Annotated in this window: 13 protein-coding genes and 1 tRNA gene; 7 read left to right on the top strand and 7 right to left on the bottom strand. The window is 66.5% G+C overall.

Features of this window, described 5'->3' with window-relative positions:
- The first annotated feature begins 6 nt into the window (after nucleotides 1–6).
- Nucleotides 7–1,386 (top strand): M28 family peptidase, encoded by a 1,380-nt coding sequence (locus tag D4766_RS00885; RefSeq protein WP_524539511.1) that lies wholly within the window; start codon nucleotides 7–9, stop codon nucleotides 1,384–1,386.
- A 26-nt stretch (nucleotides 1,387–1,412) separates the two neighbouring features.
- The gene (locus tag D4766_RS00880) at nucleotides 1,413–3,701 is read left to right on the top strand and encodes a ribonuclease R family protein (protein ID WP_234024841.1); all 2,289 of its coding nucleotides are present in this window, start codon (nucleotides 1,413–1,415) and stop codon (nucleotides 3,699–3,701) included.
- Nucleotide 3,702: 1 nt separating this feature from the next.
- On the opposite strand, the gene D4766_RS00875 is transcribed toward D4766_RS00880, so the two are convergent.
- A complete protein-coding gene (locus D4766_RS00875) occupies nucleotides 3,703–4,155 on the bottom strand; it encodes a universal stress protein (protein ID WP_120715753.1) in 453 nt (150 codons plus the stop codon).
- 125 nt (nucleotides 4,156–4,280) lie between these two features.
- Between D4766_RS00875 and D4766_RS00870 the strand changes: the two genes are divergently transcribed.
- From D4766_RS00870 to D4766_RS13655, 5 genes are all read left to right on the top strand, one after another.
- On the top strand, nucleotides 4,281–5,669 hold the full coding sequence (locus D4766_RS00870) for a pyruvate dehydrogenase complex dihydrolipoamide acetyltransferase (protein ID WP_194955776.1): 1,389 nt from the start codon (nucleotides 4,281–4,283) through the stop codon (nucleotides 5,667–5,669).
- Between the two features lie 155 nt (nucleotides 5,670–5,824).
- Entirely contained in the window at nucleotides 5,825–6,187 is a 363-nt protein-coding gene (locus D4766_RS00865) for an endonuclease domain-containing protein (RefSeq protein ID WP_234024840.1), read from the top strand.
- A 32-nt stretch (nucleotides 6,188–6,219) separates the two neighbouring features.
- Nucleotides 6,220–6,576, top strand: a complete 357-nt coding sequence (locus tag D4766_RS00860; RefSeq protein WP_120717971.1) for an acyl-CoA thioesterase — start codon at nucleotides 6,220–6,222, stop codon at nucleotides 6,574–6,576.
- 231 nt (nucleotides 6,577–6,807) lie between these two features.
- Complete coding sequence (lpdA, locus tag D4766_RS00855) at nucleotides 6,808–8,223, top strand: dihydrolipoyl dehydrogenase (RefSeq protein WP_120715750.1); 1,416 nt, start codon at nucleotides 6,808–6,810, stop codon at nucleotides 8,221–8,223.
- Nucleotides 8,224–8,319: 96 nt separating this feature from the next.
- Nucleotides 8,320–8,493: a hypothetical protein gene (locus tag D4766_RS13655; RefSeq protein ID WP_162935609.1), complete on the top strand. Its 174-nt coding sequence runs from the start codon at nucleotides 8,320–8,322 to the stop codon at nucleotides 8,491–8,493.
- On the opposite strand, the gene D4766_RS00850 is transcribed toward D4766_RS13655, so the two are convergent.
- The 6 genes from D4766_RS00850 to mreC all read right to left on the bottom strand — a co-directional run bounded on the left by D4766_RS00850 (nucleotide 8,490) and on the right by mreC (nucleotide 14,564).
- Nucleotides 8,490–9,704, bottom strand: coding sequence for a CaiB/BaiF CoA transferase family protein (locus tag D4766_RS00850; RefSeq protein WP_120715749.1), 1,215 nt, complete (start codon nucleotides 9,702–9,704; stop codon nucleotides 8,490–8,492). The genes D4766_RS13655 and D4766_RS00850 overlap by 4 nt on opposite strands.
- Before the next feature lie 46 nt (nucleotides 9,705–9,750).
- Nucleotides 9,751–9,826 (bottom strand) — tRNA-Lys (locus tag D4766_RS00845).
- A gap of 97 nt (nucleotides 9,827–9,923) precedes the next feature.
- Complete coding sequence (gene rodA, locus D4766_RS00840; protein ID WP_120715748.1) at nucleotides 9,924–11,042, bottom strand: rod shape-determining protein RodA; 1,119 nt, start codon at nucleotides 11,040–11,042, stop codon at nucleotides 9,924–9,926.
- Entirely contained in the window at nucleotides 11,039–13,105 is a 2,067-nt protein-coding gene (gene mrdA / locus D4766_RS00835) for a penicillin-binding protein 2 (protein ID WP_120715747.1), read from the bottom strand. Before mrdA ends, rodA begins: the two co-directional genes overlap by 4 nt.
- Nucleotides 13,105–13,662, bottom strand: a complete 558-nt coding sequence (locus D4766_RS00830; protein WP_325049094.1) for a rod shape-determining protein MreD — start codon at nucleotides 13,660–13,662, stop codon at nucleotides 13,105–13,107. Before D4766_RS00830 ends, mrdA begins: the two co-directional genes overlap by 1 nt.
- Nucleotides 13,659–14,564 carry a rod shape-determining protein MreC gene (mreC, locus tag D4766_RS00825; protein ID WP_120715746.1) on the bottom strand — a complete coding sequence of 302 codons (906 nt, stop codon included), beginning with the start codon at nucleotides 14,562–14,564 and terminating at the stop codon, nucleotides 13,659–13,661. The genes D4766_RS00830 and mreC overlap by 4 nt, the downstream gene beginning before the upstream one ends.
- Between the last annotated feature and the right edge of the window lie 12 nt (nucleotides 14,565–14,576).

Raw genomic sequence — 14,576 nt, 5'->3', positions numbered from 1 at the left:
CGCGCCATGCGTTTCGCCCCTATTGCCGCCGCCGCGGCCATCGCCGTCTCCGCCCCGCTCGCCGCTTCCGACGATCCCGCGACCGGGGTTTCCGAAGCGCGCCTGAAATCCGATGTCGAGCGACTGGTCGGCTTCGGCACGCGGCACACCCTGTCCGACCCCGACGGCAAGACGCGCGGCATCGGCGCCGCCCGGCGCTGGGGCGCGGCGGAGTTCGAGAAGACGAGCAAGTCCTGCGGCGGGTGCCTGACCGTCGTGCTGCCCGAGAACACCGTTTCGGGCGGCCGCATTCCCACGCCGACCAAGATCGTCGACGTCGTCGCCATCCAGCGCGGCACCGAGCGGCCGAACGAAGTCGTGATCGTGCAGGGGCACATCGACAGCCGCGTGACCGACGTGATGGACTTCACCTCCGACGCGCCGGGCGCCAACGACGACGGCAGCGGCACCGCGCTGGTGCTCGAGGCGGCGCGCGTGCTCAGCAAGCGGCAGTATCCGGTGACCATCGTCTACGCCCTGCTTTCGGGCGAGGAGCAGGGCCTGTTCGGTGGTCAACTGCTGGCCAACTACGCGGCCGAGCAGGGCTGGCAGGTGAAGGCCGTGCTCAACAACGACATCGTCGGCAATTCGTGCGGCAGCGACGGCTTCTGCGACGATACCCACGTTCGCGTCTTCAGCGAAGGGCCGCGCGCCGATCTCGATGCCAAGACCCGCGCCGACCAGCGGCGGTTCGCGGGCGAGAACGACAGCCCGAGCCGCAACCTGTCGCGCTTCATCGACGGGCTCGACGGGCCGGGGCTGGAAGTCCGTCCGATCTGGCGCGCCGATCGCATGGGCCGGGGCGGGGATCACCTGCCGTTCCTCGAGAAGGGCTATCCCGCTATCCGGTTCTCCGTGGCGGTTGAGAACTACGACAAGCAGCACCAGGATCTGCGGGTCGAGGACGGGACGCATTACGGCGACACCGTCGATGCGATGGACTTTCCCTATCTCGCCAAGGTGACTGCGCTCAACGTGCGTACGCTCGACCATCTCGCCCGGGCGCCGATGCCGCCTGTGCCCACAGCCGATGCGGCGGTGCGGACCGACACGCTGATCGAGTGGAAGGGCACGGCGGGCGCACCCCTGTATAACGTGTTCGCCCGCCGAACCGATGCCGCGGACTGGGGCGAGCCGATCGCAATTGTGAATTACGAGACGCCCACCGGTACCCGGCCCGTCACGCCCGCGGCCGAGCGCACGCATTCCTACGTCGCCAAAGTTCGCGGCGACGACTGGATTTTCGGCGTGAATGCCTGCGCGGCGAACGGTGCCTGCAGCCCGGTCGCGAGCGCGGTGCCGGGCGGGGCGTTCGAGCCGCTGCTCGCGGCGGAGGGTGACAAGTAGCGCCTCCGCCCCCATATCGGCGGTCAATGAAACAGAACAGAAATGCGGGCCACAAGCCCGGAATGCCGACGAAGGCGCAAGTCCTCGAATTTCTCCAGACCACCGACCAGATCGCCGGCAAGCGCGAGATCGCCAAGGCGTTCGGTCTGAAGGGGCAGGAGAAGATCGCGCTGAAGGCGCTGCTGAAGGACATGGCCGAAGAAGGCCTGATCGACGGCAAGAAGACCGCCTACCACCGCATGGGCGGGGTGCCGAAGGTCACCGTGCTGCGCGTCGCCGAGATCTACGACGGCGAACCCTACGCCATTCCCGACGCCTGGTCGCCCGACGACGGCGCACCGCCCCCGCGCATCCGCGTGATCGAAGGGCGCAAGGGGAAGGGGAACACCAAGATCCCGGCGCTGAAGATCGGCGACCGCGTTCTCGCCCGGACCGAGGAAACGGGGCGCGGGTGGACCGCGCATCCGATGAAGAAGCTCCCTGCGCGGGAGGACGGCCTGATAGGCGTCGTCGAGATCGACCGCACCGGCAAGGGCTGGCTCGCGCCGGTCGACAAGCGCGTCCGCTCATCGAGCCCCATCTCCGACCTGGGCGGTGCCGAGGAGGGGCAGCTGGTGCTCGCCGAACCGGCCGGCAAGTCGCCGCGATCGGGGGTCAAGGTCGTCGAAATCTACGGCGATCCGCTGGCACCGAAGTCGTTCAGCCTCATCGCCATCGCCAAACATGGCATCCCGCACGTCTTCTCCGACGAGACCATCGCCGAGGCGGAGCGCGCGGCGAAGCTGCCGCTGTCGAGGGAGCACCGCGAGGACCTGACGCATCTGCCCATCGTCGCGATCGATCCCGCCGACGCGCGCGATCACGACGATGCCATTTGGGCCGAGCCGGACGGGGAGGGCGGCTACAATGCCCTCGTCGCGATTGCCGACGTCAGCTATTATGTCAGGCCCGGCGGTCAGCTCGACCGCGAGGCGAGGAGGCGCGGCAACTCGGTCTACTTCCCCGACCGCGTCGTGCCCATGCTGCCCGAAGTGCTGAGCGCCGACGTCTGCTCGCTGAAGCAGGACCAGGACCGCGCGGCGATGGCGTGCCATTTGCGCATTTCGCCGGACGGCAAGGTCACGAAATGGCGCTTCACCCGCGCCCTCGTCCGCATCGCGCACAACATCGCCTACGAGGACGCGCAGAAGGAAATCGACGAGGGCCAGCCGCGCGAGTTCCTGCAGCACCTGTGGGGCGCGTGGGCTCTGCTGGCGAAGGCGCGTGCCGAGCGCGACCCCCTCGACCTCGACTTGCCCGAACGGCAGGTCCGGCTCGACGATCAGGGCAGGATCGCCGAGATCGCCGTTCGCGAACGGCTCGACGCGCACCGCGTGGTCGAGGACTTCATGATCGCGGCCAACGTCGCGGCGGCCAAGGCGCTGGAGGCGAAGACCGCCCCGGTCGTCTACCGCGTCCACGAGACGCCGGGCCGCGAGAAGCTCGTGACCTTGCGCGACTATATGAAGACCTTCGGCCATACCCTCGCGCTCGGCCAGGTCATTACGCCGGGCCTGTTCAACCGCATGCTCAAGGACATCGGCGACGAAAGCGAGAAGGCGCAGGTGATGGAGGCGGTGCTTCGCAGCCAGACGCAGGCGTATTACGGCCCGGCGAACGCGGGCCACTTCGGCCTCGCGCTCGGCTCTTACGCGCACTTCACCTCGCCGATCCGCCGCTATGCCGACCTGCTGGTTCACCGCGCCCTGGTCGATGCCTACAAACTCGAGCAGCCCAAGCCGCCGGCCGGCATTCCGGAGACGAGCGGCCTCGCCGAGCGCGACCGCGCCGACTTGTCGAAAGTGTCCGACGCGATCAGCAAGGCCGAACGCCGCGCGATGGAAGCCGAGCGGGACACCATCGACCGCTATGTCGCCGCTTGGCTCGCGGGCCGCGTGGGCGAGGTCTTCCCGACCCGTATCACCGGCGTGCAGGGCTTCGGCTTCTTCGCGACCATCGTCGGCCTAGGCGGCGACGGGCTCATTCCCGTGAGCACGCTGGGCAGCGAATACTTCACTTACGACGAGGCCGGCCAGCGCCTCGTCGGCAAGGACAGCGGCACGACCTACGCGCCGGGCGACAAGCTCGACCTGCGCCTGGCCGAGGCGAACCCGCTGACCGGCGCGCTCAAGTTCGAACTCCCCGACCAGCAGGGCAAGATCGAACCGCGGGGCAACCGCACCCCACCCGGGCCCAAGTTCCAGGACCGGCAGAAGCACATGCAGGGAAAGCGCGGCCGGCCGGGCAACATCCGTCACCAGGGCCGCAAGAAGTAGCCTAGCTCAAACGGTCGATCTCGTCGTCGGACAGGCTGCCCGGGATCACGAACAGCGGGCAGGGCAGCCCGCCGGCCTGGGCGGAAAAGTGTGCGACGAGCGGACCCGGTCCGCCGTCCTTCGCCGCGCCCAGCACCAGCGCCGCAACCTCGGGGCGTTCGGCAAGGTAGTCTCCGATGACCTCCTGCGCGCCGCCCGAGCGGACCGAGATCACCGGCATCTTGCCGCTTTCGGCGAAGATCGATCCGGCGGCGCTGCTGGCGACCATTTCGGCCCGGTCCTTGGCCTCTTCCTCGATGGTCGCCTGAACGGCACCGAACGCGTTGAAGTTCTGCCGCGGCACGAGCGCCAGGATGTGCACCGCGCCGCCGGTTTTCAGCGCGCGGCGACTGGCGAAACGCAGCGCGCGCGTCGCTTCCTCCGTTTCGTCCATGATTACGAGATAGACGCGCATCGGGTCCGTTTCCCTCCCACCGGCGGCGCGCGGTATCGGCGGAAATCGTATTCAGGGCAAGCCGCTTGCCGTTCCGCACCGGCTTTGCCAAAGCGTGTCGCATCACTCCCCAGTGCAGGATGCCCATGGCCACGCCGATCAAGATGCCCGCCCTTTCCCCCACGATGGAGGAGGGCACGCTCGCCCGCTGGCTGGTGAAGGAAGGCGACACGGTCGCCGCCGGCGACGTGATGGCAGAGATCGAGACCGACAAGGCGACGATGGAGTTCGAAGCGGTCGACGAAGGCACGATCGCGAAGATCGAGGTGGCCGAAGGGACCGAGGGCGTGAAGGTCGGCACCGTCATCGCGATGCTGGCCGGAGAAGATGATTCCGTGGGCGACGATGCGGGTGAGGTGGCCGATGCCGCGCCTGCTTCTGCCCCCGAATCGAAGAACGAACAGGCCGCGACGCAGGAGCGCAAGGAAGAAGTCGAGGGCGAGCGCAAACGCACCGAGCCTTCCGACCCCGTCATCCCAGCGAACGCTGGGATCGCTGGCAAAGATAATTCCGCGCAGTCGAAAGCGACCCCAGCTTCCGCTGGGGTGACGAAGGGCGACCGCATCATCGCCTCCCCACTCGCCAAGCGGATCGCCGAGCAGAAGGGCATCGACCTGTCCGGCATGAAGGGCTCCGGTCCCAATGGCCGCATCGTGAAGGCCGACGTCGAAAGCGCGCAGCCGGGCGAGGCTCCCGCCGCAGCGGCGCCGGCGTCCAGTGCCCCGGCCGCAACTCCGGCACCCGCATCCGCACCGGCGGCCCCCGCGGCGCTCCCCGATTTCGGCATCCCGCACGAAGACGAGAAGCTGTCGAACGTCCGCAAGGTCATCGCGCGGCGTCTCACCGAATCGAAACAGACCGTCCCGCACTACTACCTCGCGATCGACGTGCGGCTCGATCCGCTGCTGAAGCTGCGCGGGGAACTCAACGCCTCGCTCGAGGCGCAGGGGATCAAGCTCAGCGTCAACGACCTGCTGATCAAGGCGCTGGCCAAGGCGCTGCTGCAGGTCCCCGATTGCAACGTCGCGTTCGCCGGCGACACGCTGCGCCGCTACAGCCGCGCGGACATCTCGGTCGCGGTTGCCGCGCCGAGCGGTCTGATCACACCGGTGGTGGTCGATGCTGGGTCGAAGTCTGTCAGCGCCATCGCGAGCGAATTCAAGGTGCTCGTCGACAAGGCTCGCGAGGGCAAGCTGCAGCCGGCCGAATACCAGGGCGGCACCGCCAGCCTCTCCAACCTCGGCATGTACGGGATCAAGCAGTTCGAGGCGGTGATCAACCCGCCGCAGGCGATGATCATGGCGGTCGGCGCGGGCGAGAAGCGCCCCTACGTCATCGACGACGCGCTCCAGATCGCCACCGTGATGACCGCCACCGGCAGCTTCGACCACCGCGCCATCGACGGCGCGACCGGGGCACAGCTGATGCAGGCGTTCAAAGCGCTGGTGGAGGCACCGCTAGGGCTGGTGGCTTGACCTCTCCAACTGCGACTAGCGAGCCAGCTCGCAAGTCTTCGTATCCTCTCCGGCAAGCGGGGAGGAGTGAGTATGCACAAAACTCCTCTCCCCCCGCGGGAGAGGAAGGGGCCCGCCCGCGACAGCGGGTGGGAAGGAGAGGGGGCCAGCGCAACTTGCTGCCGCTCGCAAAGCGCATGCGGCATGAACCGACTGAGGCGGAAGCCCGCCTGTGGTCGATCCTGCGCGGCAAACGGCTCGGCGGCCACAAGTTCAGGCGGCAAGAACAGATCGGTGACTTCATAGTCGATTTCGTATGCTTCGGTGCACGTCTGATCGTCGAGGCGGATGGATCACAACATGCCGAGAATGCTGCAGACATTGAGCGCGCGGCATGGTTGGAGAATCAGGGTTTTCGAGTGCTGCGTTTCTGGAACACCGATATCCTGACGAACACCGAAGGCGTGGGTACGGCCATTCTCGCTGCGCTCGAGCCCCCTCTCCCCAACCCCTCTCCCGCGAGGGGAGAGGGGCTTTGATCGAGCGCGACCCCTTCATCCGCGTCACCGCGATGCCATCCGACACCAACCCCTACGGCGGGGTGTTCGGTGGGTGGCTGATGAGCCAGATGGCGCTCGGCGCGGGGGCGCTGGCGTCGCGCGTCGGCAAGGGCAAGGCGGTGGTCGTTTCGGCGAGCGACTTCGCGTTTCCCGGCGCGATGGCGGTGGGGGACGAGCTCAGCGTCTTCTGCGAGGTCGCCGCAACCGGCACCACCTCGCTCACCGTCGCTGCCGAGGGCATCGCGCGCGAGCGTAATGGCGAGGCGACCACGAAAGTATGCAGCGGTACGTTCAAGTTCGTGCTGCTCGGCGACGACGACCGGCCCCGCGTGGTCAGTGAGGCAGCGCTTTCGGCGAACGACGAATGAGCGTTTTCCTACACCCGTCATGCGATGCCATAATGCCGGGCATGACCAACCACTTCGTCCTGCCTGACTTTCTCGTCGCGAGGCATCGGGACGCGAGGGCAGTCGAAACGGAAGGTGACAACCGGGACACCCGTTTCGACCCTTTCTGCCGAGGGCAGGACGGCCCGAACCCGCAATCGAAAAACACCCCCGTTCGCTGTGACACGGGTTTCACGCAAAGACAGGTTTCCCATGGCTGACACCCAATACGACGTCATCGTGCTCGGTAGCGGCCCAGGCGGCTACGTCGCGGCGATTCGCTGCGCGCAGCTGGGCCTCAAGACCGCGATCGTGGAACGCGAGCTGCTCGGCGGGATCTGCCTCAATTGGGGGTGCATCCCGACCAAGGCGCTGCTGCGGAGCGCCGAGATCATGCACTACGCCCAGCATGCGAAGGATTACGGCCTGAAAATCGGCGGCACGATCGAGGCCGACCTCGACGCGGTGGTGAAGCGCAGCCGCGGGGTGGCGAAACAGCTCAACCAGGGCGTCACGCACCTGATGAAGAAGAACAAGATCGCGGTGCACATGGGGGAGGGGACGCTGACCGGCCCGACCAGCCTGACCGTGAAGGGCGCGAAGGGCGAGGAGAAGCTGTCCGCCAAGCACGTCATCGTCGCCACCGGCGCCCGCGCGCGCGATCTGCCGTTCGCGAAAGCCGACGGCAAGCGGGTGTGGACCTATCGCCATGCGATGACCCCGGCCGAAATGCCGACCAAGCTGCTGGTGATCGGCAGCGGCGCGATCGGGATCGAGTTCGCGAGCTTCTACAACGACATGGGCTGCGAGGTGACGGTGGTCGAGATGCTCGACCGGATCGTGCCGGTGGAGGATGCGGACGTGTCCGCCTTTCTCGAGAAGAGCCTCACCAAGCAGGGCATGACGATCATGACCGGCGCCGGGGTGGAGGACCTGAAGGTCACCGCGAGCGGATTGAAGGCGAAGATCAAGGCGAAGGACGGCAAGGTCGCCGAGCAGGACTTCAGCCACTGCATCGTCGCCATCGGCATCGTGCCCAACACCGAGAACGTGGGGCTGGAGAAGCTCGTCGAGCTCGACCGTGGCTTCATCCAGATCGACCCGTACGGCCGTACGAAGTCGAAGGGGCTGTGGGCCATCGGCGACTGCACCCCCGGTCCCTGGCTGGCGCACAAGGCGAGCCATGAAGGCGTGACCGCCGCCGAAGCCATCGCGCAGGAACTGGGCAACAAGGACGTCCACCCGCACCCGCTCGACCGTTCTAACATCCCGGGCTGCACCTATTGCCACCCGCAGATCGCCAGCGTGGGACTGACCGAAGCGAAGGCGAAGGAAGCGGGCTACGAGGTAAAGGCCGGTACCTTCCCCTTCATCGGCAACGGCAAGGCCATTGCGCTGGGGGAGGCAGAAGGCTTCGTGAAGACTGTATTCGATGCAAAGACCGGCGAACTGCTTGGCGCGCATATGGTCGGGGCCGAGGTCACCGAGATGATCCAGGGTTATGTCATCGGCAAGACGCTGGAAACGACCGAGGCGGAACTGATGAAAACGATCTTCCCGCACCCGACGATCTCGGAATCCATGCACGAAAGCGTGCTGGCGGCATACGGCCGCGCGTTGCACATCTAGACAACGGCGGTTCGTCGCAACCGCCCGCAATTCGTCGCAAATTTACGGAACCGGTCTCGCTTCGCACTCGTTTTGCGGGGGAGAGGAGAGCCGATCGTGGAATTCGAAATCGAAGACCGGCCGCAGATGGGCGAACAGTTCTTTACCGGCCAACCGCTCTACACTTGGTCCGACCGCGCGCCGAGCATTCAGCGTCGCCGGCTCGACCGCGAACACGCCATCGCGCAAGATCGTGCGATCTTCATTCCCGACCAGGATCTCAACGCCTAACCGACGGTCCCCGCATCGCGCAGCCGGGCAATCTCGTCCGCTTGGAGGCCGAGAACTTCCTCCAGTACCGCTGTTCCGTCCTCACCCGCCCGCGGCGGTGCGTTGCGGTAGGTTGCGGGGCTGGCGGAAAGTTTGGCGGGAAACCCGACGAAACGAACCGCGCTGCCGTCCTGCCGTGTCAGCGTGCCGACCTGTCCTCGCGCCGCGACTTGGGGGTGCGCCAGCGCTTCGGGGACGGTGTTGATACGTCCGCTGGGCACGCCGGCATCGTTCAGCGCCGCGACGAGTTCGTCCGATTGCCATCGGGCGATGGCGGGCTCGATCAGGGCGAGCAGCGCATCGCGGTTCGTCCCGCGTCCGCTCATCTCGGCGAAGCGCGGGTCGACGGCGAGTTCGTCCATCGCCAGCACCCGGCACATCTTGGCATACTGGCGGTCGTTCGCGGTCGCGATCAGGATGTCGCCATCGGCACACGCGAAGACCTGATAGGGCACGATATTCGGATGCTGGTTGCCGAGCCTTCGCGGCTCCGGCCCGCCATTAAGCCAATTGGCCGCCTGATTGCTCATCACCGCCAGCTGTGCATCGAGCAGCGCCAGATCGATGCGCTGACCCTCGCCGGTGCGATCCCGGTGGCGCAGGGCGGCAAGTATCGAGATCGCGGCGTAGAGCCCGGTGGTGAGGTCGCTGATCGGAATGCCCACCTTGGTCGGCGGGCCATCCGCATCCCCAGTCACGCTCATCAGACCGCTCATCCCCTGGATGAGGAAATCGTATCCGCCTCGGTCCTTCTCCGGTCCGGTCTGGCCAAAGCCGGTGACCGAACACCAGACGAGATCGGGTTTGACCGCGCGCAGGCTCTCGTAGTCGAGCCCGTATTTCATGAGCCCGCCAACGCGAAAATTCTCGACCACGACATCGCTGACGGCCGCGAGGCGGCGGACCAGCGCTTGCCCCTCCGCCGAAGCGATATCGATTGCGATCGACCGCTTGTTGCGATTTGCGCAGGAGAAATAAGCGGAGTCCTGCGAACCCGGCAGGAACGGAGGACCCCAGGCCCGCGTGTCGTCGCCGGCGCCGGGTTGCTCGACCTTGACAACCTCGGCCCCGAGATCGCCGAGCACCTGCGTGCTCCACGGCCCCGCAAGCACGCGTGAAAGGTCCAGAACGCGGGTTCCATCGAGTGCGCCGGGTGTAGTCGGTTCGGTCATGCCGACGCCCTAGCGGGCGGTACGCCGATTACAACGATGGGGAGGATGGTGGACGCACTAGGGCTCGAACCTAGGACCCGCTGATTAAGAGTCAGCTGCTCTACCAACTGAGCTATGCGTCCATTCCGTCGGCGTGGGACCGTGTTTTCGCCCGGCCCCGAATCGTCGGGAGAGGCGCATATAGCGGCCTCTTCGCGTATGCCAAGGGGCCAATAGGGCCTAATGCGCCAGTCCGCGCCGTCCGCTTCGGATATTCCACCGGTTGATCATCATGAGCGTGCCGATGCAGATCATATTCGTCATCATCGAGCTGCCGCCGTGGCTCATGAACGGCAGGGGAATGCCGACCACCGGCGCCAGGCCCATGACCATCATGAGGTTGATGCAAACGTAGAAGAAGATCGTCGCGACCATGCCCCCGCCGAGGAGGCGCGCGAAGCGGTCCTCCGAGGCGAGCGACACCTTCCACCCCCACCGCAGGACGAGGAAGAAAACGAAGAGCACGAAAAGGCCGCCGAGGAGGCCCCACTCCTCCGCCATCGTTGCGAAAACGAAGTCGGTTTGCGGTTCGGGCAGGTAATTGAGATGGCTTTGCGACCCTTCGTTGAACCCTTTGCCCGTGATGCCGCCCGATCCGATCGCGATCTTCGATTGCGTGATGTGATAGCCGTCGCCCAGCGGGTCGTTTTCGGGGTCGAGGAACGTGAAAACGCGGCGCTGCTGGTAAGGCTGCAGGCCGAAGAAGAATGCCACGGGCGCAAGAACGGCGCCGGCAGCCCCGGCCCATCCGAACCATTTCATGGGCAAGCCGGCGAGGAACATCACGATCGCCCCGCCGAAACCGATCGCGAGCGCCGTACCGAGGTCGGGCTGAGCAAGCACGAGCAGCATGGGAAAGCCGATGAGTACGCCGGCAGGGACCAGCGAGCGCCATGTCGGCACCATTCCGCTTGGCAGATCGGCGTAGAAGCGGGCCAGCACGAGGACGACGGCCGGCTTCATCAGTTCGGAAGGCTGCAACACGATGAACCCCAGATCGAGCCAGCGCTGGCTGCCGCCTCCGACGAACCCGATCGCCTCGACCGCCATCAGAAGAACGAGAATGATACCGTAAATGGGATAGGCGACGAGCCTGACGATCTCGCGCGAGAACAGGGTCATCACGCCGGCCATCACCAGGAAGACCGCGAACCGGATCAGGTGATTGAGCGCGAAAGGCTGGAGGCTCCCTCCGGCAGCGGAAAACAGAACCGCTGCGCCGAAGCAGACGAGCAGCACCAGCGGGGCCAGCATCGACCATGGCTGGCGCGCGATCGGCGCTGGGATGATCGAACTCATCGCGGTTCGGGCTCGTCGGTGACGGCGCTGGGCTCGGGCGGCGGCGCGACTGCCCCGGTTTCGAGCGGCGGCTTCGCTGCCTGGGCCGAACGCGCCTCCGCATCGACACGGGCGAAGACATCTGCGTCGTTACGCGGCGCGCGCGAGACGCTTTCTCCGGAAGCGGCGGCGAACGCGGCGTAGCGCGCGTCGAGGCGCTGCTGGGCGGTGCCGCCCCACTGCTTTTCCATCGCGTAAAGCGCTTCGAGCCCTTTGGCCGGATCGAACATGAAGGTCATCACGTCTCGCGCGATGGGGTAGGCGGCGCCCGATCCCCCGCCGTGCTCGATCACCACCGCCCCAGCGTACTTCGGTTTGTCGAACGGCGCGAAGAAGATGAACAGCCCGTGGTCGCGGTGCTTCCAAATCCCGCCCTTGCCGCTGGAGATGTTGAGGCCGACGACTTGTGCGGTGCCCGTCTTCCCGGCCATCAGGACATTGTCGATCGGAAGCTTGGCGCGGCCCGCGGTTCCGGGGCCGTTGACCACGTCGCTCATCGCCTGCTGGATGACCTCAACATGGTTGCCGTGGAAATCCATCGACGCCGGGCGCGGCGGCGTCTTGTCGAGCAGCAGGCGGGGCATCAGCTTCTTCCCCGTCGCCAGCCGCCCCGCCATCACCGCCAGCTGGAGCGGGCTCGCCAGCATGTAGCCTTGCCCAATGGTCGCGTTCACGGTGTCGTACGGCTGCCAGGGCTGGCCGTATTTTTTCATCTTCCACGCCGGGTCGGGGACGGTGCCGAAAAATTGGCTGGTGACGGGAAGGGGATATTCCTCACCCAGACCGCAGCGGTGCGCCATGCTGGCGATCACATCCATCCCGAGCTTCTGGGCGAAGTAATAGAAGTAGACGTCGCACGACTGGTAGATGCCCTTGGCCATGTCGACCGTGCCGTGGCCGCGCCGGTTCCAGCAGTGGAACACGCGATTGCCAACGCGCAGGCCGCCGCTGCAATTGACGCTCGCCTTGGGATCGAGGCCGGCTTCGAGGAAGGCCATGGCCACCATCGGCTTCACGGTCGAGCCCGGGGGATAGAGGCCCTTCAATGTCTTGTTGCGCAGCGGGACACGCTCGTCCTGGCTCAGCATCGAATATTCGACACGGCCAATGCCGTCGGAAAAGCTGTTGGGGTCGAAACTCGGCATCGAGGACATGCACAGGAGATCGCCGCTGTCGCAGTCCATGACGACGACCGACCCGGACTCGGGCCCGATGCGGCGCGCTGCATAATCCTGCAGCGGACCGTCGATGGTGAGCTGGATCGGTTTGCCCTGGACGTCTTCGCGCGTGGCGAGATTGCGAACGGTGCGGCCCGATGCCGTGACTTCGACCCGGCGGGCCCCCGGCACACCGCGCAGCGCCTGCTCGAACTGCTTTTCGATCCCGTCCTTGCCGATCTTGTAACCCGGCGTGATGAGGATCGGGTTGCGGTCCTTCTCATATTCCTCGGCGTTGGCGGGTCCGACGAAGCCGATCAGGTGGCCGACCGCGGGGCCGGTCGGATAATACCGCGAGAATCCGCGCTGCGGCACGACGCCCGGCAGTTCGGGCAAACGCACGCTGACGGCGGAAAACTGGTCGTAGTCGAGACCGCTTGCGACTTCGATCGGCTGAAAACCGCGCTGGGTTTCCATCTTGTCCTGCAAGTCGCGCACACGTTCCTGGCTCAACCCGAGGAGGGGTGCCAGTTGTGCGAGCTCGGCTTCGGGATTGCGCATGCGTTCGGGAATGATGTCGACGCGGAAATCGGCCTTGTTGCTGGCCAGCGGCGCCCCGTTGCGATCGAGGATCCAGCCACGGCGCGGGGGGATCAGCGACAGGTTCACGCGGTTGCTTTCCGACTCGAGCGCGTATTTCTCGTTCTCGAAAATCGACAGGTACGCCATCCGGCTTGCCAACAGCACGCCGATGCCGCCCTGGAACGCACCCACCACGAAGCTGCGGCGCTCGAACGCGCTCGCCAGGGTCGCGGGACTGACGATCGGCCCGCTCTTGGGCCGGCGACGGTGACGGCGCAGCGGCATCAGCCGAGCGACCGGACGCGCGTGAGGCGAAAGCGATCGAGCCCGGCGGTGAAGCGCGCGAGGACGGGTAGGAGGGCAAGCGTGAGGATGAGCTGCGGCACGAGCACCAGGATCATCGTGCCGCCGATGCGTCCACCCGAGAAAAGGGCCGCCATCACCAGGTACCACGAGGCCGCCAGGCCGGCGACGAGCCAGTCCTGATAGAACCCGCGCCATGGGAAGCGCGCCTCGAGAATCTCCAGCCCGATCATCGTCAGCGACCACAGCACCATGGCACTGCCGAATGGCTGCCCGCTGAACAGGTCGTCGAACAGCCCCAGCGGAAAGCCGGCCCAGACGGGCAGCAGGCCGGGCCTCACCAGCCGCCACGACAGCAGCATGAGGTAGCCGAGCGGGGGCACCAGCGGTACCGCGCTGGCGATGGGAAACAGCGCAAGCAGCGACCCGATCATGATCGACGCCCACGGCACGGCATAGGCAAGGATGGGCGAGTGGGCCCGATTGATCTTGCTGCCGTACGGGTCGCGGCGGGCGCGGGAGGACAGGGGATCGATCACTCGGCGCGCGCTTCCGGCCCGACGGTTACCTCCACGGGAGTCTTCGATGCAGCGACCGCAGCCGGTTGCCAGATCGGCTCCACGGCGACGAAGTCGGTTGCGGCCGGATCGCTGATTACCGCGGCGACGCCGCCGTCGATTGTCTTTTCCTGCAGGATCGCGACGGCGATACCGGGCCGGTAATACCCGCCGGCACCGCTGGTGACGAACACGTCGCCCTTCTTCAGCGGGTTGATCCCGAGATTGATCAGCCGGATCCGCAGGCGCCCGTCGCCACGTCCTTCGGCGAATGCGACGACCTCGTCCTTCGCACGGCGGACGGGGATGACGCTCTCGGTATCCCCAAGCAAGAGGACGCGAGAACTTTCGGAGCCGGTCTCGAGCACCCGCCCTACGATGCCGCGCGGGGAGCGGACCGGCATGCCGACCGCAACCCCCTGGTCCGACCCGGCCCCTAGATAGGCGAAGCGCCGCGTGCTCGACGCGGTCGACCCGACGAGGCGGGCAACGGCGACCGGCCGCGTGTCGCTCTCGCGGAAGCCGAGGATGGCCTTGAGACGCGCGTTTTCGGAGCGCACCGCATCGGCTTCCTTGAGCCGGATGCGGGCGAGTTCGACTTCCTTCTTCAGCTTCGCGTTCTGGCTGCCGGCGGCAAGATAGCCGGCGATGCTGTCGAACAGGCCCTGTCCTTCCGTCCGGGCGACCGCGCCGGCGGTTCCGACCGGCGCGACCGCATCGGTCGCGGCCGTGCGCGGCCCGCTGAACGTCGCAGGCCGCCACAGCGAAATGCCGAGCAGAAGCGCGCCGACGATCGCACCGATCCCGGCGAGCACGTAGCCCGTGAACAATCCGTATTGCGCCCTGCGCGAATGCCCGGAGCGCCGTTTGGAGCTCGGCGCCATGTCAGTTCAACC

It is taken from the genome of Tsuneonella amylolytica (genome assembly GCF_003626915.1).
Lineage (GTDB): Bacteria > Pseudomonadota > Alphaproteobacteria > Sphingomonadales > Sphingomonadaceae > Tsuneonella > Tsuneonella amylolytica.
Note: the sequence above shows the minus strand (reverse complement) of the source record. Positions and strands in the feature narration are given on the sequence as shown.